General features: G+C 66.7%; 12 protein-coding genes. 7 read left to right on the top strand and 5 right to left on the bottom strand.

Annotation, left to right across the window (positions count from 1 at the left end):
• Nucleotides 1-119 precede the first annotated feature (119 nt).
• A complete protein-coding gene (locus tag ACYQ4T_RS23010; protein WP_459858936.1) occupies nt 120-1,064 on the bottom strand; it encodes an NAD-dependent epimerase/dehydratase family protein in 945 nt (314 codons plus the stop codon).
• Nucleotides 1,065-1,068: 4 nt separating this feature from the next.
• Complete coding sequence (locus ACYQ4T_RS23005; RefSeq protein ID WP_459858935.1) at nt 1,069-2,811, bottom strand: fatty acyl-AMP ligase; 1,743 nt, start codon at nt 2,809-2,811, stop codon at nt 1,069-1,071.
• 182 nt (nt 2,812-2,993) lie between these two features.
• On the opposite strand from ACYQ4T_RS23005, the gene ACYQ4T_RS23000 reads away from it, so the two are divergent.
• From ACYQ4T_RS23000 to ACYQ4T_RS22990, 3 genes are read left to right on the top strand one after another with little or no spacing between them, the layout of a single operon-like run.
• Nucleotides 2,994-5,000 (top strand): hypothetical protein, encoded by a 2,007-nt coding sequence (locus tag ACYQ4T_RS23000; protein ID WP_459858934.1) that lies wholly within the window; start codon nt 2,994-2,996, stop codon nt 4,998-5,000.
• A 7-nt stretch (nt 5,001-5,007) separates the two neighbouring features.
• Nucleotides 5,008-5,688 (top strand): hypothetical protein, encoded by a 681-nt coding sequence (locus ACYQ4T_RS22995; RefSeq protein ID WP_459858933.1) that lies wholly within the window; start codon nt 5,008-5,010, stop codon nt 5,686-5,688.
• Nucleotides 5,685-7,409 (top strand): ABC transporter ATP-binding protein, encoded by a 1,725-nt coding sequence (locus ACYQ4T_RS22990; RefSeq protein WP_459858932.1) that lies wholly within the window; start codon nt 5,685-5,687, stop codon nt 7,407-7,409. The genes ACYQ4T_RS22995 and ACYQ4T_RS22990 overlap by 4 nt, the downstream gene beginning before the upstream one ends.
• Here ACYQ4T_RS22990 and ACYQ4T_RS22985 read toward each other — a convergent pair.
• Entirely contained in the window at nt 7,378-9,141 is a 1,764-nt protein-coding gene (locus tag ACYQ4T_RS22985) for an ABC transporter ATP-binding protein (protein ID WP_459858931.1), read from the bottom strand. The two genes, ACYQ4T_RS22990 and ACYQ4T_RS22985, sit on opposite strands and share 32 nt — an antisense overlap.
• A 249-nt stretch (nt 9,142-9,390) precedes the next feature.
• Between ACYQ4T_RS22985 and ACYQ4T_RS22980 the strand changes: the two genes are divergently transcribed.
• A complete protein-coding gene (locus ACYQ4T_RS22980; protein ID WP_459858930.1) occupies nt 9,391-10,284 on the top strand; it encodes a glycosyltransferase family protein in 894 nt (297 codons plus the stop codon).
• A gap of 109 nt (nt 10,285-10,393) precedes the next feature.
• On the top strand, nt 10,394-11,272 hold the full coding sequence (locus ACYQ4T_RS22975) for a hypothetical protein (protein ID WP_459858929.1): 879 nt from the start codon (nt 10,394-10,396) through the stop codon (nt 11,270-11,272).
• A gap of 445 nt (nt 11,273-11,717) precedes the next feature.
• On the opposite strand, the gene ACYQ4T_RS22970 is transcribed toward ACYQ4T_RS22975, so the two are convergent.
• Both ACYQ4T_RS22970 and ACYQ4T_RS22965 read right to left on the bottom strand, forming a co-directional pair.
• A complete protein-coding gene (locus ACYQ4T_RS22970) occupies nt 11,718-13,013 on the bottom strand; it encodes a CDP-alcohol phosphatidyltransferase family protein (protein ID WP_459858928.1) in 1,296 nt (431 codons plus the stop codon).
• A 3-nt stretch (nt 13,014-13,016) separates the two neighbouring features.
• Nucleotides 13,017-14,228, bottom strand: coding sequence for a mitochondrial fission ELM1 family protein (locus ACYQ4T_RS22965; RefSeq protein ID WP_459858927.1), 1,212 nt, complete (start codon nt 14,226-14,228; stop codon nt 13,017-13,019).
• Nucleotides 14,229-14,485: 257 nt separating this feature from the next.
• Between ACYQ4T_RS22965 and ACYQ4T_RS22960 the strand changes: the two genes are divergently transcribed.
• Nucleotides 14,486-19,714, top strand: a complete 5,229-nt coding sequence (locus ACYQ4T_RS22960; protein ID WP_459858926.1) for an alpha-2-macroglobulin family protein — start codon at nt 14,486-14,488, stop codon at nt 19,712-19,714.
• Nucleotides 19,711-21,801 (top strand): penicillin-binding protein 1C, encoded by a 2,091-nt coding sequence (gene pbpC / locus ACYQ4T_RS22955; RefSeq protein WP_459858925.1) that lies wholly within the window; start codon nt 19,711-19,713, stop codon nt 21,799-21,801. The genes ACYQ4T_RS22960 and pbpC overlap by 4 nt, the downstream gene beginning before the upstream one ends.
• Nucleotides 21,802-21,813 lie beyond the last annotated feature (12 nt).

Raw genomic sequence — 21,813 nt, 5'->3', positions numbered from 1 at the left:
GCGCCGGCGAGGTCACTTGTCACCCGATTGCGGCGGTTTGGTGAAATGACATTTTGTTTCAATATGTAACAATTGGCTCGAATCAAGGACTTGCGAGCCGCATTTCGTATGTCGCTTGGTTAACGCAACCAACCTATAGCGCGATACCAGGCCAGGGTGTCGGCGAAACCTTTTGTGATGTCATAGGCCGGTTTCCACCCGGTCTTCGCCTCCAGACGCGGTCCGCGGGCCACCCAGTCGGAATGGTAGAGTTCCGGCACCTTGGCGAAGGAGAGCGCGGTCAGTGAACCGGCGGCCCGGCGGTGCAGTTCCACGCCGGCGGCAATCCCGGTAAGCACGAGCCTGGGAATCCGCACTATCCGGACCGGTCGGGCCAGCGCAGCGGACAATCCGGCGGCGATTTCGGCCCAGCCGTAGCCCCCGGCATGCCCGTCATCCAGCTCGTAGACCGGGTCGAGCCCATTGGCTTCCGCGGCGGCCACGATGCCCGCGGCGAGGTCCGCGCCATGGATCAGGGAAACCCGACTCTGCCGCTGGGCCGGATAGGCGCAGAGCCCCAGCGAAGCGGCCTTGAACATGGGGAAGATCTCGGTGTCGCCCGGACCATAGACCGCGGGCGGGCGGACGATGGTCAGCCGCGCCGGATTCGGCAGGCTCTTGATGGCGTCCTCGCCGCCGCGCTTGCTGGCGCAATAGGGCGAGAGGCCGGGCTCGCGGGCCGCCAACGACGACACATGGATGACGCGGGCGTCCGGCGCGGCTTCCGCGACTGCCGCCGCGACATGGCGCGTGCCCTCGACATTGACCTTGTGAAATTCGGCGGCGTGGCGCGCCTTGATGATGCCGGCGACATGGATCACCGCATCGACTCCGCTAACCAGGCGCTGCAGCGCCGCCTGGTCGTCGAGGTCGCCCAGCACGACTTCCAGCGGCTTGTCGGGCGTCAGCGCCGCGATCGGCATGCGGCGCGCGAGGATACGAACCTGATGGCCCGAAGCGGTCAGCCGGCGAATGACATGGGAACCGACGAAGCCGGTCGCCCCGGTGACGGCGACCCGCATCATGGCGTCAAGCGGAAGCCGCCTCGGCTCGGGAATATACCCCGGCGAGGAAATTGGCCTTGGCCTTGGCCCGGCTGAGCTTGCCGGAGGAAGTCTGCGGCAGGCCGTGCGGGGGCACCAGGACGACGCTGGCCTCGACCGCCATCGACTTCTGCACCACGGCGGCGACCTCGCGCTGCAGCCTGGCGCGCGCTTCCGGATCGCTGGTGCGGCACTGCACCAGCAAGACGATCCGCTCGGCATCCTCGTCGTCCGGATTCTCGACCGAGATCGCGGCGACGTCGCCGCGGCGCAGCTCCGCGACGCCGTCCTCGGCCGCCCATTCCAGATCCTGGGGCCAGATGTTGCGGCCGTTGAGGATGATCAGATCCTTGGCCCGGCCGGTGATCACGATCTGCCCGTTCAGCAGATAGCCGCGATCGCCGGTATCCAGCCATCCCTCCGGCGACAGGGTCTCGCGTGTCAGTTCCGGCTGGTTGTAGTAGCCACGCATGACGCTGGGGCCGCGGAAGAAGATGCGGCCGATCCGGCGCTCCGGCAGCGGGTTTCCTGCCGCATCGCGTACCTCGATCTCATGGCCGGGCAGAGCGGGACCATTGGCGATGAAGCCGCGGGAGCTCGGTCCGGCCTCGGCCGGCTCGGCGCGGTCGCGCTCCAGCGCGTCGCGCGAGACGTGATCCAGCACGTACATCTCTTCGAGCGGCGTGAAGGTCATGGCAAGGGTGGTTTCCGCCATGCCGTAGCTCGGGCAGAAGGCGGTCTCGCGAAAGCCGAACGGGTCGAAGGCGTCTGCAAAACGGCGGAGCACCGCGGGCTGCACCATGTCGCCGCCGATACCGGCCGCGCGCCAGGACGAGAGATCGCCCTTGAACTCGGTGCCGTCCCTCAGGCGCCGGACGCAGAGGTCGTAGCCGAAGCTCGGGCTGTAGGCGAGCGTGCCGCGATATTCGGAGATCAGGTTCAGCCAGGTCAGCGAGCGGCGGGCGAAATCACGGGTGGTGAGGTAATCGACCGAAAGCTGGTTCAGCATCGGCGACAGCATGAACCCGACCAGGCCCATGTCGTGATAGAAGGGTAGCCAGGAGGCGCAACGATCGCCGGGGCGTACCTGGAGCCCGTGATTGCCGATCCCGTAGGCATTGGCCATCAACACGCTCTGGGGAATATCGATGCCCTTGGGGAAGCGCGTGCTGCCGGAGGAATACTGCAGATAGCTCGGCTCGTTCTTCGCGAAGGGCTTCAGGTCGGCGCCGGCGGTGGGCAATGCGGCGAAGTCGGCGCTGCCGCCGACCAGCGTCAGGCCATGTCCTTCCGCGGCCTCGCGCAGGAAGGGAAGGAGATCATCGGGGGCCCAGGCAAGCCTGGCGCCGCAGCCTTCGATCTGATGGCGGAGCTGTTCGACATAGGCGGCGCGGCCGCCGAGGCTGGTGGGGATCGCGACCGGCACGGGGATGAGGCCGGCATACTGCGTCGCCATGAAGGCGATGCAGAAGTCCGGCGTGGTGTCCGCCACCAGCACCATACGCTCGCCGCGCGGCAGACCGAGCGCGACCAGGCGCTGGGCCAAATCGCGGGCGCGCTCGCGCAACTCGCGGAAGCTCAGGACCTGCTTCAGCTCACCACGCGCGGTAAAGAAGTTGAATCCCGTGTCGCCGCGGGCCGCGTAATCCAGCCCTTCCCAAAGCGTTTCAAAATCAGCCCGGCGCAGCGCCAGACCTGCGCTGCTCGTGGGCGTTGCCGTCAGTGTCATTGGGACCTTCGGTCGCACCGATGATAATATGCCGCACAAATGGTAGATTGCGGAGGGGCGGCATGGCCCCTAGGATTTGTGTGTGCATAGCAAATGTCCGGTGCGATCTCAAGGCGCGCGAACAAGCCTGAATCGCGCCTGACGCGAGGGGAGGGCCGCGCCCGAAGCGGCCGAATTGACCAATGAAAACGTCGGATCTGCATCTCGCCGAGGGCGGCGGCAACGGGGCGGGCGGTACGCTGCGCACCCTTCTAAGCCTCGACTGGCTCGGCGCCAAATCCAAGAAAAAGAGCAAGTCCAAGGCGGGGACACATCCGTCGGCGGGCGGCCAGCCCGATTCCAAGACCAAGGTCAGCCAGGGCGTGGCCGACGTGCTGAAGCTGCTGCGCGCCGACGGCGCGCGCCGTATCGGCGTGTTCGGCGATCGCGGCTTCGCCGACCTGATGGCGGCGCAGGCCCCGGACATGAGCCAGGTCTGGATGTCCAGCGACTTCGTCTCCGACATTCCGGCGGGAGCCCGGCGCTTCGGCCGGGACGCGATGAGCGGCCTCGATGCGATCGTGGTCGGCGGTGGCGACATCGCAACCCGCTTCCGTTTCGCCGTGCGCGAAGTCGGCGCCCATGCGCCGACGCTGCCGGTGCACTGGGTCGCCGAGAACTGGGAGTTCTGCGGCGGCACGGCGGCGGTCCCGGTCGAGATCGACGATGTCGATGCGCTGGTCTTCAACCACTTCGAAGAATTCTTCGGCATCAAGGACAGTCTGCAGTTCCGCTTTGAGGTGATTGCCGAGAGCGGCATCAAGCGCAGCTATCGCATCCTCGGCCCGAGCCAGTCGGTGGCGCTCAATCTCAACGAAATCGCCGGCGTCGGCCCTGATGGGAGACGCGAGGGTCCGGTCTGCCTCAAGATCTGGGTGGCACATCCCTTCCTCACCCGCGGTCGGCACTATCGGTTCCGGATCTGCGGCGACGTGTTCTGGAAGGACTCCTTCACGATCATCCACGGCTCGCATCAGTTCTTCAAGAATCCCAACCGGCTGCAGGAGTTCCGCCTGATCGATTCCGTGGTGCGCGAGCGCGGCCATGTGCTGATGACCGTGCCGAACTACGATCTCGACATGGGCCCGAATGACGGAATCGCGATCGGCTCGGGCGACGGCAAGCTGCAGCAGCGGCGGTCGCGCAAGCGTCCGGTCGAGGTGGTCGATTTCGAGCGTCGGCCAAGCCATGGGAAGGGGCGGGAGTATTTCGCCGCCGCCTATCACGGCTACGGGACCTCGTTCTGGTACGCGCTGGAAGAGGGGCTGCCGGGCAAACAGGGCAGCATCGCTGCCAACCATCTGTGCCGGGTCGGCGTCGATGACCGCAGCGACATCGTCTTCAAGCCGGAAGAGCGCGACCTGGTGGAGAAGGCGGTTGCCGCCGGCTTCCTTATCAATCCGGTGGCGCTGCCGGTGCGCTGGGGCCAGGACGATCTGAGTTTCGGCTTCAACTTCGACGCCTCGAACCCGCCCTTCTCCGATTACCTGGTGCGTTTCTTCGACAAGGCGGGCAAGCCGCTCGGCGACTACGCCTATCACAAGGATTTCGTCGGCGCGGCCCTGATCGAGGACGTGGTGCGGAAGTGGAACGGCGCCGCTGCCGACAAGGTCGCGACCGCGCTAGTAGCGCCCGATCACCTGAAGATCGGCCTGGCGCCGCAGCGTCTGGTGACGACCGCGGACATGCTGGTGCGGCATCTGAAGACCGGCGACCAGGACTACACCGAGTTCCAGAACTCCTGGCGCAATCTCGGGGCGATCGTGCCAACGCTGCCGCATTGGCTGCATCCCTCGATCGGCGTGATCGGCCGCACCAACGTCATCGGCCGGGTTCGCACCAAGGGCGGCTATCGCACCGGCGTCTATGTCGTGAATGCCAGCGGCAACCTCGCCTATGACATGGCCGCCGAGGTCGAGATCAGCGCGATCAACAATCACGGGCGCCGGCTGTCGCATTATGTCACCCTGCCGGCCTTCGGCTCCGAGGTGGTGTGGCTGGACGACGTGCTGCCGGACCTCGCGCGCCATCTTGGCGAGAGTGGCATAGCGACGCTCCAGGTGAAGTCGGCGGATGCGGATCTCAATGCCCATGTGATAGGAGTTTCGCCGCAGGGCGCTATTGGCCTGCAGCATCTTTGGGGCTACTGATCGCGGCATGGGCGATCTCATAGAAGACCTCCGGCGCCGTATGGCGCCGGTTTCGTTAAGGCTGTGGCCCGGGTTGGGCAACCCGGCCTGGAACTCGGTCGGCGCCGCGCGCCTGTTCGGCGGGCGGCTCAAGATCGCGATCGACCCTGCGCGGGTCACCCGAAAAGTCGATGCGGAAGCGGCCGCCTGGTTGCGCGGCAAGTTCCTGGTGGATGGGCTAAATGCGCTGCCGGCGTCGCCGGTCGCCGCGCTTTACACCCATCGCGACATGGAGGATATCGCGCGATATGGTGCCGATTGGCGGGCGACTCGGCTGGGGCAGTGGCTCCTGGCCTGCCTTGCCGCCGGGCGGCCACCCTTCGTCCGCGGCCGCTTCATCACCAACGAAGCCGAGATCGAAGCCTATTACCGTGGCTACCTGACGATGTTCGAGAGCATGCGCGACAACGGCTATCGCTATGACGGCGACGACCATATGTGCTTCGGCCTCGGCGCCGAGGGCGGCTTCGTGCTGGTTCGGCGGGGCACGCATCGGCTCGCCGCGGCGCATATCCTCGGCCTGAAGCAGGTGACCGGCCTGGTGACCAAGATCGACCGCCGCTTCGCCGAGGCCGCCCTGCGCAGGGCGCCGGGTCTTCCGGCGACGCAAGCGATCATCCGGGGCGTCGAAGACGCAGCCAAGGCATGAAGAACGCCTTCCGCATCTTCTTCTACAACAGCTGGAAGCGCGAGCTCCTGGTCATCGGCATCATGCTGTTGACCGGCGTGGTCGACGGCATCGGCGTCGCTAGCCTCTGGCCGATCGTCGGGCAGATCTCCGGCGGTACCGGCGAGACCACGCATTCCATGGGCAACACGATCGTCGTCGCGCTCGAGCAGATCGGCCTGCCGTTGACCTTCGAGGTCCTGCTCGGCGTCATCGTGGTGGTCTCGTTGCTGCACTTTGCCTTTGCGGCGACCGCGACCGTCTTCATCGGGCGCTCGGTCGCCCAGGTTGCGACCGAGCTGCGCCTGCGGCTGATCAATGCCGCGGTCCGCGCTCGCTGGTCCTTCTTCACCACCCAGCCCAACGCCCGTTTCACCACCGCGATCGGCGCCGACGGCACGCGCGGCTCTCAAGCCTATCGCGCGGCCGGCAACGTGATCGCGCAGACCGCGAAGGCGCTGGTCTATCTCTGCATGGCGTTCTGGGTCTCCTGGCAGTTCTTCCTGGCCGGAATCGCGGTTGCCGTCCTGCTCTGGCTGGCCGTCAGCCGCTTCATGAAGCAGGCGCGGAACGCCGGGCGCGGCAAGAGCAAGCAGACATTGGCGCTCAACAAGGGCATCACAGATGCGCTGACCAACATCAAGGCGCTGAAGGCGATGAACCGCCACGGCTTCATCGCCCAGTCATTCCGGCGCAACGTCGATGCGTTGCGCGATGCGCTCGCCGCCGAGACCTACAGCGAATCCATGGTCAAGGCGATCCAGGAGCCGATCTTCATCCTGTTCATGATGGGCGGCATCTACGCCCAGCACACCCTGTTCAACATGTCGATCGAGCAGATCCTGGGCTCGATCATGATCCTGTTCCTGCTCTCGCAGGCGATCGGCAACGTACGCGGCGCGATGCAGCGGATGATGGTCGAGTCCTCGGCTTTCTGGTCGCTGATCCGACTGATCAATGAAACCGAGGCCGAAGCGGAGCCGGTGCATGGCGGCAGCATCCCGCGCGTGGAGCGAGGGATCAAGCTCGATAGCGTCACCTTCGGTTATGGCGAGAAGGCGATCCTGACCGATGTCGATCTCGAGGTACCGCCGCACGCGGTCACCACCGTGATCGGCGCTTCGGGCGCCGGCAAGACCACGATCGCCGACGTGCTGGTCGGGCTCAACCAGCCGGACCAGGGCAAGGTGCTGGTCGGGGGCACCAATCTCGAGGAGATCGACACCGTCGCCTGGCGCCGGCAGCTCGGCTACATCCCGCAAGAGACCGTGCTGTTCAACGACACGATCGCCAACAATGTCACGCTCGGCGACGAGACGATCAGCCGGGACAGCGTGATCGCCGCCTTGAAGGCGGCCGATGCCTGGGATTTCGTCCAGGCCTTGCCGGGCGGAGTCGACTATGTGATCGGCGTGCGCGGCAGCCTGCTGTCCGGCGGCCAGCGCCAGCGCCTGTCGATCGCCCGAGCGCTCTGCAACGATCCGCAGGTCCTGATCCTGGACGAAGCCACCAGCGCACTCGACCGCGAGACCGCGGTGGAGATCGCGAACGGCATCCGCAAGCTGATCGGCGAGAAAACCATTCTCGCCATCACCCATCAGCCGATCTGGGTCGATGCCGCGGATCGCGTCTACGAGATGCGGGCGGGGGTGGTGAAGCCGGCCGAGCCGGCTACGGCTTCGCGTAAGCCAAGGCCGGCGTGAACTCCGCGCCGTCGCTGGTCTCGACCGTGCCTTCGACCACGCGATAGACCCGGTCGGCGATCGTCACCCAGGCCGGCTGGTGCGTGATCGCGAGCACCGTGAGCTTGCCGGCTTGGTCGCGCACCGTCTGGCAGATTTCCGCCTCCGTTTCCGGATCGAGCGCGCTGGTGGCCTCGTCGAGGATCAGCAGGGCGGGGCGGTGTACCAGCGCGCGGGCCAGCGCGATGCGCTGGCGCTGGCCGCCGGACAGCATGGTGCCGCGCTCGCCGACCGGCGCATGGATGCCCTCCGGCAACTCGCCGATGAAGCCCATGCAGCCGGCGTCTTCGAGGGCGCTTTTCACGTCCGCCTCGGTGATCGCCGGATCGCCCAGCGCCACGTTGTCGAAGACCGTGCCGTTGAACAGCAGCACTTCCTGCGGCACGTAGCCGACCATGCTGCGCCAGCGCAGCAGGTCGATCTCGTCCAGCGGCACGCCGTCGAGCGTGATCCGCCCGGAATCGACCAGGAACAGACCCAACAGCAGATCGGCGATCGTGGTCTTGCCCGACCCGGATTCGCCGATCAGAGTCGTGATCCGCCCCGCCGGGATCTCCAGGGACACCTCCTTCAGCACCGGCTTCACGCCGTAGGAAAAGGTGACGCGGTCGAACCGGCAGGCGTCGTTCAAGGTCGGGACCTTGGTCCCGGTGAAGGTCTCCGCCGCTTCCTTGGCCTCGTTGATGGTGGCCTGCAGCGACCAGTAGAAGCTCTCCGACGAGGCGGTCTCCTGGATGGCGCGCTGCACGGTCGAGACGTTGATCATCAGGCGGATGACGATGATGCCGGAAACCAGCATGGCGCCGAGGTCGAGGCCGAGGATGCGGAAGCAGATCCAGGCCGCTGCCGCCATGAAGAGGTTGATGAAGAGATCGGGCAGGGCGTTGGCGAGCTGCTGGTAGAGCACCAGGTCGTACATGCTGCGGCGGATGATCTTGGTCTCTTTGGTGAGGCTCTTGATGAGGGTTTCGTGGCGCGCCATCGCCTTCAGCGGCTTGAACCCGGTGATGACGTCGCCGAAGTCGCTCAGCAGGCCGCGCAGCGCCAGCTGCTGGTTGCGCCCGGCGCGGCGCCCGGCGCGGGTGAAGTAGCGGTTGATGAGCCCGAGCCCGCCGCCGAGCAGGATGGCGACGATGGCGGCCCGCCAGTCGATCAGCAGGCCGATCGCGCAGTAGATGAAGGCGCGGATCAGGGCGGCCAGGACGGTGAGCGAGGTGCGATAGACATAGGCGCCCCAGATCGCCTCCACCGATACCGCCGAGGTGAAGCGGCCGATCGGGTTGACGGTGAAATAGGACCAGCGCGCCTGCAGCAGCCGGTCGAGCACCGCATTGCGCAGGTCGCTCGAGATCTCCGCCACCATCAGGCCGATGTAGCGCGAGGTCTGCTGCGAGATCGCGGCCCGGATCAGCATGCAGACCGAGAAGACCAGGACCAGCGCGCCCAGGGTATGCGGCAGGTGCAGGAAATCGAGCACCGCGAAGACGACCTGCGCCGGCTTGCCGAGCTTTTCCGGGTTGGGATTGTCGATTACCTGCAGGATCGGAACCAGGGTGGTGACGCCAAGGCCCTCGATGAAGCCGGAGAGCACCAGCGCAAGGCTCAATGGGATCTGGCGCCAGAGGCCGTGCTTCCTGAGCACCCGGAAGGCGTTGGCGAGGGCCGAGGAACTGAGGACTTCTTCTTCTGTCATTGGGCGGCGAATCGACGCCGGAACCTTTCGGGGCATGCCGCTGGATGGGCAGGGTTACTTAACACCGGCCGCCTGCTTGTCAACCGCCCCCGCCGGGGCACACGGGCCTATGATTTCAACGGCCTTTTTGCGGCAAAACCGCGCATTTTCCGTGGGTTGGATTGCACTTCCCCCGGGGCGAACCTATCATGCGCCTCCAGCGGACGGACTTGCGCCGAGCCGGCGCCAACCGGGGAAGGGATGGTTCGGGTGGACTACAAAGTCTTCATTCAAACGAACGACGAGCAGTACCTTGGGGCCCTGATCGCGGCCTATGCGCTCAAGCGCAACAGCAAGCACGCCGACAAGTTCTCGGTCGAGATCATGCACTACAAGGACTACCCCTGGCTGAAGGCCAAGGCGGGTCAGCCCTTCCTGCGCGGCGCCGAGCGCCGGATCTGGAAATACGAGGACCTGCAGTCCTTCACGCCGACCCGCTTCACGCCGCCCAAGGCGATGGGCTACCAGGGTCGCGCCGTGGTCATCGACCCGGATTGCTTTGCCCTGGGCGACATCTGGGAGCTGCTCACGCGCGACATGCAGGGCAAGGCGCTGATGTGCCGCTGGCGTCCCGCCTTCAAGGACCTCGAAGGCTATCGCGCCTCCAGCGTCATGCTGCTGGACAATGCCAAGCTGACTCATTGGGACGCGGAAAAGACCTTCAACGAGCTCTTCGAGTTCAAGAAGGATTACATGAAGTGGATCAAGCTGGAATACGAGCCTGAGGAGACCGTCGGCCTGCTCGAGCCGGAATGGAACGACTTCGACAAGCTGACCCCGGCGACCAAGATCCTGCACAACACCTATCGGCGGACGCAGCCCTGGAAGACCGGCCTGCCGGTCAGCTTCACGGTGCGGTTGAAGCCGAACAAGCCCAAGTCGTTTCCAGCCAACATCGTGAAGGCGGTGAAGAGCTTGGTGAAGGAAAAGAAGCCGGATACCTATCAGCCGCATCCGGATCCGAACCAGGAAGCGCTGTTCTTCAACCTGCTGCGCGAGTGCCTGGAGAAGGGCGTCATCGACCTCGACTTGGTGAAGCGGGAGATGGCGGCGAATCACGTCCGGCACGATGCGCTGGAACTGGTCCAGCGGCGTGCCGCTTGATCGGTGCAACGGCGGCGGATTGACGCTGCGACCGGGAATGATCTGGCGGCAGCACGGGCAGCGGGCCTAGCGTTTGGCATCGTCTGAAACGCGCAGGTTGGAGAGAAAGATGTCGGCAGCGATGGCAGCGAGCGCAGTACAGGAAACGGCCCGGGTGACGGGCGTGCCGCACCTGCTCTCGGATGTGCGGGTCGAGGACGTGTTCGACGATCCCTACGCGCATTACACGCGGCGCAACGTCGTGCCGGCGGATGTCTATGCCGCCCTCGAGGCGGAGTTTCCCAGCCTCGACATGATCCTCGGCGGCCGCGCCGCCGCCAGCAACCAGGCCGTCCGGATGACGGTTAAGCAGGTCCTGAACGACCGCCGCATCTCGCCGCTCTGGCGCGAGTTCTTCGAGTATCACACCTCGGGCGACTATTGGCGCGACGTCGTGCGCCTGTTCGGCGACCGCTTCCGCCGCGCCTTCCCGAACCTCGAAGAGCGGATCGGCCGTCGCTATGAGGACTGGCGGGTGGTGCCGCGCGGCTTCGCCGGCGAAGCCGACCTGCATCTTGACTGCCAGTTCGTGATGAACACGCCGGTGACCGAAGTCAGCAGCGTGAAGACCGCCCATGTCGATCTTTGCGACAAGATCTTCAGCGCGCTGTTCTATTTCCGCCAGGCCGGCGACAACACGCCGGGCGGCGACTTCGAGGTCTACCGCTGGCGCCGCAGCCCGCGCTTTGTCAAGCATCGCAGCCTCAACCGCGATGTCGAGATGGTGAAGATCGTCCAGTACGAGGCGAATGCCTATGCCTGCTTCCTCAACTCGGAGCAGGCGGTGCATGGCGTCAGCCCGCGCGGCATCACCAACGTGCCGCGACGCTACATCAACTTCATCGCCGAATTGCCGATGAAGGCCTTCGAGCCCAAGCAGCTCAACGCCTGGCAGAGGCTCTGGTATTCGAGCGACGTGAAGGCGGCGGCGCAGGACGAGCGGTACTAATCCGGACCGCAAGTTCCAGCCGGCCCGGACACGGACGGCTCAGGTCCAATAAGGTGCATTAGGGTTCGCTAACCCTTTGCTGCGAAACGCTAAACGCTACGACGGGTCGGAAGCGACAGGCGATTCCGTCCGGGTCCTGTCCGGGTTGGGCGATCCGTCTGTGTCGATCAGGAATGCCTGTTTCGTCTGCGTCCGGTCTGCGTTGCCGCGCAGCACTGCCGCCGCGCGGGAGCTGCAGCCTTGCTCTCGGAATTCACGATTTCAAGCAGCGTGTCGGTTGCCGTGCAGTGTGGCGCGGCGGATCGAATGGCAAGCTTTAATCGTACCATGATCGGCGTTGTTTGTCCCGCGCGCGGGCGGTCCAGCCCCGATGCTGAATTCGCAAAAGCGATCGGAGTGTGCTGTTCCGATCAGTCCGCTGACGCGACCCATATCGCTTCCCGCGCTAATCGAGCTTGACCCGCTTCGCCGCCACTTCAACCGGGGCGTGGTCCTTGCGGTGTGCCTTCTCGATGCAGAGGATCCAGAAGGTGCGGGCCGCGTGGTACAGCGTGGTCGCCGCCTGCCAGGCGACGATCAGGAAGAAGGCCTCGCGGCCCAGGCCGATCAGATAGCCGACGGTGAACAGCGGCAGGCTGATGTTGCGCCGGGCGATGAAGCTCCGCACCAGGCCGTCCATGCGGGAATGGGTGTGGAAGGCGCGCTTGAAGACATAGGGATAGATCTTCAGCACCAGCCGGTCGATCACATAGAGCGCGAAGATCGCGATCGCGCCCTGACCGAGCGGTGAGCCCCAGCCCTCGGTCGCGATGCCCAATCCATAGGCCCAGGACAGATACCAGAGCGGCGGGTGGACCATGTCGAGACCATGGTCGAGGTAGTTGCCGCTGACGCTGTCGGTGAAGGTCAGGCGCGCGAGCTTGCCGTCCACCGAATCCAGCACGCTCATGCCATAGGCCATGATGAAGCCGGTGATCCACCAGCCGTTGGCCCAGAAGGGAATGGCGCCGAGCGCGAGGACGATGCCGACCGCCGTCACCCAGTTGGGATGCACCCGCCAGCGCGCCAGGGGGCCTACCATGATCCAGACCAGCGGCGGGTAGACGTAGCGGGTGAAGAGATCGGTCGAGCCCTTGTAGTTCGACCAGAACAGGAAGCGCTCCAGCTTGGCGGCACGCCCGGCGCTGTCCACGGCGAAGAGGTAATAGGGCAGGGTGCGCCGCAGCCGGCGCACGAAGCCGCTGAATTCTTCGTCCTTGAAGGCCGGCACGCTGCCGGCATCCACCAGCTGGCGGCCGAGCGTGGCCGTGTTCGCCGGATTGGCGGCGAGCGCCGCGGCGATCGGCGCCGGATCGCCGGCGAGGAACAAGACCGCGGCGCGGTCCTGCGCCTCGCGGCTCAGCACCACCGTCGAACCAGTCCGCGTCGCGAGCGAGGCGGGCAGGCGGTGATCCGCCAGCGTCGCCGCGTCGAGCACAAGCATGGGCTCCTGGCCGGCGGTCGCCAGCGTCTGGCCGAGGCGGGCGGCGTAGGGCTCTGCGCTGCGGCGCCATTCCAGCGGAAGCCGATAGAGCCGCTTGTCGCCGAGCTTCGGCTCCGCCGCGCCGGGCGGAAGGTCGACCACGATGCGCGACGGCGCCGGCTTCATGAGCCGCAGGCCATGCAGGTGGCGCTCGAGCAGCGACAAGCCAAAGATGTGCGGTGCGGAATCCGCGGCGACCGCGTCAATCCAGACGATCATCGGTCAAGCCTGGTGGTCGGCGCGCTTCGCGGCGAGTGCGTCGCGGATCTTGGCGACGACCATGTCACGCTCTTCCTTGGGCAGGCGGCGCGCGTTCCAGACCCGTTCGCGCACCATGTCCTCGACCCGGCCGAGGGGGCGGGCGAGCCCGGCCTGGTAGAGGCGGCGCTCGAAGGCATCGATGCTGCGGCGCGGCCGGGAGAGCCCGAACCGGGTCATGGCGTCGTAGATCCGATCGGTCACGTCCGGGTTGAGGCCGGCAATGCGACGATCGTTGCGGCGGCTGCGGAAATAGAAACGGATCGTCTGCAGCAAACCCATGTTGCGGCGCTTCTCGCGCCGGGGCACCTGGAAGACGTAGAGCGGCTTCATCATGTCCACCGCCTCGGCGATCATAGAGGCGCTGTCATTGGTGACGATGAAATCGTCGGCCAGCCGCAGAAAGGCCTGGTAGGGATTGGGCGCATGCCGCGACCAGCGGTGCAGGAAATGCGCATGCCCGATCTCGTTCTCGAACAGGTCGGTCACGTCCATCGTGGTGCGCGGGCTGGTGGTGACCAGCAGCGAACCCTTGGCGGCGACATGCGCCTTGGCCCGGGCCAGCAAGTCGCCGCCGATCTCGCGGTCGAAGCGCAGCTGCGAGGTCGGGCCACCGACGAAGACCGCGGTCCAGGGCCGCGGCAGATGGCGGAGTTGCGGCTCCCATTCCTTGGCGACCTTATCCAGGGCCGCATCGTCATGCATGATGATGGGCAGGGTCAGCGTGGTCACGTTCGGCGCCGGCGGCAGGCCGTATTGCGGCGTGGTCACGATGAGGTCGAAATGGTGATAGGCGACGCGCGGCCGCCCGAGATGGACGCTGAGCACCTGCTCGCCGGCCTGTTCCTTGAGCCAGCGCGAGACCGGGGCGAGGCGGCGGCCGACCGCCACGATCACATCGGGCCAGGGCCCGGTCAGGGCATCGCTCAAGCCGACGTCGACGCCGATCAGGCTCGCGCCGCGCTTGGTGAAGGGAACCTCGCAGGTCGGGTCGAAGCGAATCTGCTTGACCGTGCAGGCCCAACCGAGGTCGAGGGTCAGGGCCCGGCCGAGGGCCAGGACCTGGGCATTGTCGCCCGCCCGCTCGCCCAGGAGCAGCCAGACCCGCGGGGCATCCGGGGCCGGTTCCTCGGCGGTGTTAACCACCCGCAGATGGCGTCTGGGCGACTCGCTCATTTGTTAATGACTCTTGTGTGAATGGCGCGGGAACCTATCAGAGCGCTCACCCAGCGCCAAGTGACCTCAAGGTGCAGCGTCCGGGCGCTGTGCGCCAGTTCACAGGCCGGGCGGTTTTCGGGACCGGCGTCCGGCGATCGGCTTTATACTGCCGCCCAAGAATTGCCGCGGTCTTCAGCGAACCTGAAGGCCGACTGCCGCGACAATGACTCGACCGATTGCAGTCACCGCATATCAGCACCCGGGGTTCGACTTCCATGAAATGCCTCCAGCGCGTCCTGCTCGCCGCCATCGTCCTGATGTTCGGTTCGATGACCACTGGCTTGCCGGCTTTCGCCGCCGATCTTTCCGAAATCGAGAAGAACGCCCAGGCCTATCGCGACGGGATCATTCAGGCCGCCCAGGGCCTCGACCCGCAGCTGATCGACACCAGCACCGCCCAGTCCAGCGAAGCCGAGCAGGCCGGGCGCTTCGCTGAGGCCGCGACCAAGCTGAAGCAGGCCATCGGCCTGGGCCGCGAGAGCGGTGCCCAATGGTGGAAGCTCTCCGAGCTGGAAGAGAAGGCGGGCGCCCTGGACGATGCCGCCAGCGCCGCCTTCCTCGGCGCGCAATCGGCCTATGGCGAGCAGCGCGGCAAGGCACTGCTCCGGGTCGGGCAACTGCTGGACAAGGCCAACCGGGTGGATTTGGCGATCGTCGCCTATACCCAGGGCCTGCGCGACACCTGGGATTCCGATGCCAGCGGGCGGCTGGATCAGCTGCGCAATTCACTGGCCTTCCATCCGGTGAACAGCCGGCTGGAAATGGCGGGCGAGACGCCGCGCGCCTGCATCGAATTTCAGGGGATGCTGCAGGAGCCCGAGCGGATCCACTACCAGGACTATGTGAAGCTCGAGCCGCAGGCCGATGCCAGCTTCGCGCTCTCGGACGGTGGCGTCACGCTCTGTATTGCCGGCCTCGCCTACGGCACCGACTACCGGGTGAAGCTGCTGCCGGGCCTGCCTTCGGCCGAAGGCGAGACGTTGGCGCAGGGCGAGGACCTGAATTTCACCGTTGGGGACCGCGAGCCCAGCATCGGCTTCCGCGAAAGCGCCTATGTCCTGCCGAAGGTCGGTAGCACCGGCGTGCCGGTAATCACGGTCAATACGAACGAGGTCGCGTTGCGCCTGATGCGCATCAACGACCGCAAGCTGACCGACCAGATCGTAAACCAGCATTTCCTGATCGAGCTCTCGGGCTATGACGCCGAAGACATCGCAGACCGCGACGGCGAACTCATCTGGAAAGGCTCGATGAAGGTCGAGAACCAGCGCAACAAGCGCGTGGTCACCGCCTTCCCGATCCAGGACGTGGTGAAGGAGACCAAGCCCGGGATCTATGTGCTGATGGCCTCGCCCTACCAGCCCGGCGCGGAAGAGGAATTCCACTGGCAGGCTACCGCGACGCAGTGGCTGGTCGTTTCCGATCTCGGCCTTACAACTTACTCGGGCAGCGACGGCCTGACGGTCTCGGTGCATTCGCTGGAGAGCGGCACGCCGCTGAACCGGGTGGAGCTCAAGCTCATCGCCCGCAACAACGAGGTGCTGGCGACGGCCGACACCGACCGAGCCGGTCTCGCGAAATTCGACCCCGGCCTGCTGCGAGGAGAAGGCGGCCGCACGGCGACCGCCGTCATGGCCTTCCGCAAGGACGGCGATTTCAGCTTCCTTGACCTCACGCGCGGCGCCTTCGATCTCTCCGACCGCGGCGTCGGCGGCCGCTCGATGCCGGGCGATACCGATCTCTTCTTCTACAGCGACCGCGGCGTCTATCGCCCGGGCGAGACCGTGCATGTGGTCGGCCTGCTGCGCGACCAAGGCGCCAAGGCGATCACCGGCCTGCCGGTGACCTTGAAGCTGCTGCGCCCCGACGGGGTCGAGAGCGCGCGCTTCGACAGCCTGCGGGACGAAGGCGGCGGCTATCAGATCGACCTGCCGATCGCGGCGACCGCCCGCACCGGCAGGTGGACGGTCGAGGCCTATGTCGATCCCGAAGGCGATCCGATCGCGGATATGAGCTTCCTGGTCGAGGACGTGGTTCCGGCCCGGATCGAGACCGAGGTCACGCCCTCGGTCACCACGCTGGCGCCGGATACCGAAGCCACGGTCGCCGTGCAGGCGAAGTTCCTCTACGGCGCGCCGGCGGCCGACCTGCCGGTGAAGGCCGATCTCACCATCGCCCGGGACACCGATCCCTTCCCGGACCTGAAGGGCTATCGCTTCGGTCTTGCCGACGAGGATGTGGAGCCGACGCGCAACCCGCTGGACGACAGCAAGACCGATGCGCAGGGCGCGGCGACGCTGCGGCTGTCGCTCGGCGACCTGCCGGATACCGCGCAGCCCTTGGCCGCAACTCTCAGGGTCGAGGTCTATGAATTCGGCGGCCGGCCGGTGATCAAGTCGCAGAAGATCGCGATCCGCAATCGGCCCTACAGCATCGGCATCAAGCCGGTGTTGGAGGGCGACGAGGCGCCCTCGGGCTCGGCGGTCGATTTCGAGGTGATCGCCGTCGACGCCGAGGGCAAGCCGATCGACCGCGCCGGTCTTGCCTATCGCTTCGTGCAGGAGGACTGGGACTATCAGTGGTTCTATGCCAACAACGCCTGGGACTATGACGTCGTGGTGCGCGACAAGGGCGTCGCCAACGGAAACCTGAACGCCACCGCGGCGGCGCCGGCGAAACTCGCGCTGAACGTCGATTGGGGACATTACCGTCTGGAGGTCTATGACGCGGCGAGCGGCACCGCGAGCTCAGTGCGCTTCTACGCCGGCTGGTGGGCCAAGCCCGGCACCGCGACCACGCCGGACCGCATGCAGGTCGTGGCCGACAAGGAGCTCTACCAGGTCGGCGACCAGGCGGAGGTGCGGCTCGAGGCGCCCTTCTCCGGCCAGGCGCTGGTGACCATCGCCACCGACCGCGTGCTGGAGAACCGGCTGGTCGACGTGCCGGCCGGCGGCGGCAGCATCAAGGTGAAGGTCGATGCCGCCTGGGGCGCCGGCGCTTACGTGCTGGTCAGCGCCTTCAGGCCCGGCGAGGCGGATCAGCATGGTCCGGGCCGGGCTATCGGCACGGCCTGGCTGGCGATCGATCCGAAGCCTCGGCAATTGCAGGTCGCGATGACCGTACCGGAGAAGGTGCTGCCGCGGCAAAGCGTGAGCATCCCGGTCAGCGTCGCCAATCTCTCGGGCGGCGCGGCCTATCTGACGGTCGCCGCGGTCGATGAGGGCATCCTGCAGCTCACCGATTTCGAGACGCCGGATCCGCTCGATCACTACTTCGGCAAGCGCCGGTTGGGGCTCGAGATCCGCGATCTCTATGGCCAGCTGATCGATGGCAAGGAAGGCAAGCGCGGCGACATCCGCGAAGGCGGCGACGAAGATGGCCTCGGCAATCGCGGTGCGCCGCCGGAGCTGAAGCTGGTCGCGCTGTTCTCCGGTCTGGTGAAGCTCGACGATGCCGGCAAGGCAACGATCAAGCTCGAGATCCCGGATTATAACGGCCGCCTGCGCTTGATGGCGGTCGCGTGGGACGGCGCCAATGTCGGCTCGGCGGAGGCGGGGCTGGTGGTGCGCGATCCCGTGGTGGTGCTGAGCTCGACGCCGCGCTTCCTGGCGCCGGGCGACCAGAGCGCCTTCTCGGTCTCGATCCAGAATCTCGACGGGGCGGCCGGCAGCTATCACGTCGCGCTCGAGGCTTCCGACGCGGTGCAGCTCGGCGACGGCGCGGTGTTCGATGCCGAACTCAAAGTCGGCGACACCGTCAGGAAGGCGATCCCGATGCTGGGCAAGACGCTCGGCACCGGCAAGGTGACCATGACCGTCACCGGTCCGGGCGGGTTCAACCTGAGCCATGAGATCACCGTGCCGGTGCGGCCGGCGCAGACGCCGATGTCGCAGACGCTGTCGCGGGTGCTGCAACCGGGCGAGAGCTTCACGCTCTCGAAATCCGCGCTGACCCAGTTCCTGCCCGAGACGGCGTCGCTGCAGGCCAGCATGAGTGCGCGGCCCAACCTCGACGTGCCGCGGGTGCTCGGCGATCTTTCGCATTACCCCTATGGCTGCCTAGAGCAGACCACCAGCATTGCCTTCCCGCTGCTTTACGTGAAGGAGCTGGCGGCGGCCTGGGGTGTCGATGACGCAATGGTCGCGGGCGACAAGGAGCGGATCCAGGACGCGGTCAATCGCGCGCTGGAACATGAGGGCAGCAACGGCCAGTTCGGCCTCTGGAGCGCGTCCGACATGCCCGACCGCTGGCTCTCGGCCTATGCGATGGACTTCCTGACCGAGGCCAAGGCGAAGGGCTACCAGGTCTCGGAGCTCGGCTATCGCAACGGCATCCGGGGCCTCCAGCTGATCATGGGTGGCTATTACCAGGAGGATCCGGAGACGCTGAACGCCCGCGCCTATGCGCTCTACGTGCTGGCCAAGGCCAAGGCCACCAGCCTGAGCGACCTGCGCTACTTCAACGACACCTATCTCAATCGCCTGCCGACACCGATCGCGGTGGCGCAGATCGGCGCCGCCCTGGCGATGACCGGCGACATGGAGCGGGCCGGCAAGGCCTTCGCCAAGGCCAAGACCGACGCGGAGCGGGCCTTGCGCGGCTACTGGGACTACAGTTCCGAATGGTATGGCTCCGGGCTGCGCGACAACGCCGCGATCATCGCCCTGATGGTCGAGGCCAAGGCGCCCGGTGCCGATCTCGCGCAGCTGCTCGACCGCGTTGCGGGCGAGATGAGCGCACGCAGCTATCTCAGCACCCAGGAGCAGGCCTGGATCCTGCGCGCTGCCTATGCGACCGCCAAGGACCAGGCGCATCTCAAAGTCGCCTTGAGCAACGGCCAGGGTGCCGATCGGGATACGCCCTATCTGTGGCAGGCGGGGCTCGGCGACCTCGACCAGGATGTCGTCCTCAAGAACGAGGGCGACCAGGTGGTCTATCTCCGCGCCACCGCCAGCGGCGTTCCCACGGAATCGCAGCCCGCGGTGTCGCATGGCGCCGAGGTCGACCGGCAGTTCTTCACTCTCGACGGCAAGCCGGCCGACCTCACCAAGCTCCGGCAGAACGACATCGTCGTCGCGGTGATCACCGGCCAGTTCAACGACCAGGCCAACCACCGGGCGATGGTGATCGACCTGCTGCCGGCGGGCCTGGAGATCGAGAACGAGCGGCTCAACAACAACCGCCGCACCGGCGATCTCGCCTGGCTGCCGGAGCTGTCCGGCGGCACCTTCGGCGAGAGCAGCTATGTCGAATACCGCGACGACCGCTTCATCGCCGCCTTCGACACCCGGCCGGACCAGCAGAACTTCGCCTTCGCCTACATGCTGCGCGCGGTGACGCCGGGCCAGTACAAGGCGCCGGCGGTCGAGCTCGAGGACATGTACAAGCCCGAGCTCCGCGCCCGCGGCCCGATGGGCACGGCAAGCGTGGCGGCGTATCAATGAGACGGCTCCGCCGCATCGCGCTTGCGGCTTCGGCGCTGCTCGCTGTAGCGCTTTGCGGCGGGATCGCGCTCGATCGGGTCTATCCGCCCGATCTCGCGCGGTTGGGCTCGCATTCGGTGATGGTGCTGGCGCAGGACGGGCAGATCCTGCGCGCCTTCTCGGCCGCCGGCGGCGCCTGGCGCTTTCCCGCAAAGCCGGCGGAGGTCGATCCGAAGTTCCTGCGCTTCCTGGTCGCCTATGAGGACCGGCGCTTCTATGTCCATCCCGGCGTCGATCCCCTGGCCGTGGCGCGCGCGGCGGGGCAGGCGGTCGCGGCGGGCGAGATCGTTTCCGGTGCATCCACGCTCAGCATGCAGACCGCGCGCCTGCTGGAACCGCGGCCGCGGGTGCTCGCCTCGAAACTGATCGAGATGGGGCGCGCCGTGCAGCTCGAAGCGCGGCTCGGCAAGCAGGAGATTCTCGGCATCTACCTGACCTTGGCGCCCTATGGCGGCAACCTCGAAGGCGTGCGCGCGGCCAGCCTCGCCTATTTCGGCAAGGAGCCGGCGCATCTGACCGAGGCGCAGGCGGCGCTGCTGGTGGCACTGCCGCAATCGCCGGAGACGCTGCGGCCGGATCGCTTCCCGGCCGCCGCCAAGGCGGCGCGGGACAAGGTGCTGACGCGGATGCTCGCCGCCGGCGTGATCGACGCAGCAATTTATCGCGCCGCTCTTGCCGAACCATCGCCGAGCACTCGGCTACCGGCGCTGAACGAGGCGCCGCACCTCGCCTTGCGCCTGCGGCTGCAGTCGCCGGGCGATCTGATGATCCGGACCAACATCGACGCCGACCTGCAACGGCGGATCGAGGTGATGGCGGCGCGGGTGCAGACCGGCCTGGAACCGGGCGCCGGCGTTGCCGCCCTGGTGGTCGACAATGCCGAGCGCCGGGTCGTTGCCTATCTCGGCTCGGCGGACTTCTTCGACGATCGGCGGTTCGGACAGAACGACATGGTCGATGCGATCCGCTCGCCGGGCTCGGCGCTGAAGCCCTTCATCTACGGCATGGCCTTCGAGGATCTCATCGTGCATCCCGAGACCGTGGTGAAGGATGTCCCGATGCGCTTCGGTGACTACGCGCCCTCCAACTTCGACCATCTCTATCGCGGCGAGGTGACGGCGCGGGAGGCCCTGCAGCTCTCGCTCAACCTGCCGGCGGTCGCCTTGCTGGATCGCGTCGGGCCGGCGCGCTTCGCGCAGCGCCTGCGCGATGCCGGCGGCGCGCTGATCCTGCCTGACAAGCATGCGCAGCCGGGTTTGCCGATCGCGCTGGGTGGCGTCGGCACCAGCCTTGAGCGGATGGTGACGCTCTACGCCGCCATGGCCGAGGGCGGGATCGCGCGGCCGCTGCTCTATCGTGCCGACGAGAAGATCGGCGAGGGGCATTCCTTGATGTCGCCGCTGGCCGCCTGGTACGTGACTCGGATCCTTGATGAGACGCCGCCGCCGGAACGCTGGCTCGCCGCCACCAACCGTCGGAACGCCAGCACGGTCGCCTACAAGACCGGCACCTCCTACGGATTCCGCGATGCCTGGGCGGTCGGCTACAACGCGCGCTTCACCGTCGGCATCTGGGTCGGGCGGCCGGACGGTGCCTTCTCGGCTGGGCGGATGGGCCGCGAGGCCGCGGCGCCGATCCTGTTCCAGGTATTCGACCAGCTGCCGCATGGCGAGAGTGCGGCCTCGGTGCCGCCGGAGGGCGCGATCATCGGCAGCACCAACGACCTGCCCGTCAACCTGCGCCGCTTCGATCCGCAGCCGGGCGCGGAGAGCGGGGCGGCGCCGCTGACCCTGGCCGGTCCGGCGATCCAGAGTCCGGTCGACGGCGCGACCTTGGATCTCGCCCATTCGGATTCAGGGTGGACCAGCCTGGTGCTGACGGCGCGGGGCGGGGCGCTGCCGCTGCGCTGGCTGGTGAACGGCAAGCCGATCGACTCAGCGCCGTTCCGGCGTCAGGCGGAATGGGATCCGGACGGGAAGGGTGCTGCGCGGGTCACGGTGATCGACGGATTGGGCCGCAGCGCCAGCGCCGAGGTCTGGCTCAAATAGCAACCCCGCCGG

The organism is Dongia sp. agr-C8, from assembly GCF_054658695.1.
Note: the sequence above shows the minus strand (reverse complement) of the source record. Positions and strands in the feature narration are given on the sequence as shown.

Excerpts from the sequence above, each read along its gene's own strand:
- ACYQ4T_RS23010 (WP_459858936.1), bottom strand. The coding sequence starts at position 1,064 with ATGATGCGGGTCGCCGTCACCGGGGCGACCGGCTTCGTCGGTTCCCAT.
- ACYQ4T_RS23005 (WP_459858935.1), bottom strand. The coding sequence starts at position 2,811 with ATGACACTGACGGCAACGCCCACGAGCAGCGCAGGTCTGGCGCTGCGC.
- ACYQ4T_RS23000 (WP_459858934.1), top strand. The coding sequence starts at position 2,994 with ATGAAAACGTCGGATCTGCATCTCGCCGAGGGCGGCGGCAACGGGGCG.
- ACYQ4T_RS22995 (WP_459858933.1), top strand. The coding sequence starts at position 5,008 with ATGGGCGATCTCATAGAAGACCTCCGGCGCCGTATGGCGCCGGTTTCG.
- ACYQ4T_RS22990 (WP_459858932.1), top strand. The coding sequence starts at position 5,685 with ATGAAGAACGCCTTCCGCATCTTCTTCTACAACAGCTGGAAGCGCGAG.
- ACYQ4T_RS22985 (WP_459858931.1), bottom strand. The coding sequence starts at position 9,141 with ATGACAGAAGAAGAAGTCCTCAGTTCCTCGGCCCTCGCCAACGCCTTC.
- ACYQ4T_RS22975 (WP_459858929.1), top strand. The coding sequence starts at position 10,394 with ATGTCGGCAGCGATGGCAGCGAGCGCAGTACAGGAAACGGCCCGGGTG.
- ACYQ4T_RS22970 (WP_459858928.1), bottom strand. The coding sequence starts at position 13,013 with ATGATCGTCTGGATTGACGCGGTCGCCGCGGATTCCGCACCGCACATC.
- ACYQ4T_RS22965 (WP_459858927.1), bottom strand. The coding sequence starts at position 14,228 with ATGAGCGAGTCGCCCAGACGCCATCTGCGGGTGGTTAACACCGCCGAG.
- ACYQ4T_RS22960 (WP_459858926.1), top strand. The coding sequence starts at position 14,486 with ATGAAATGCCTCCAGCGCGTCCTGCTCGCCGCCATCGTCCTGATGTTC.
- pbpC (WP_459858925.1), top strand. The coding sequence starts at position 19,711 with ATGAGACGGCTCCGCCGCATCGCGCTTGCGGCTTCGGCGCTGCTCGCT.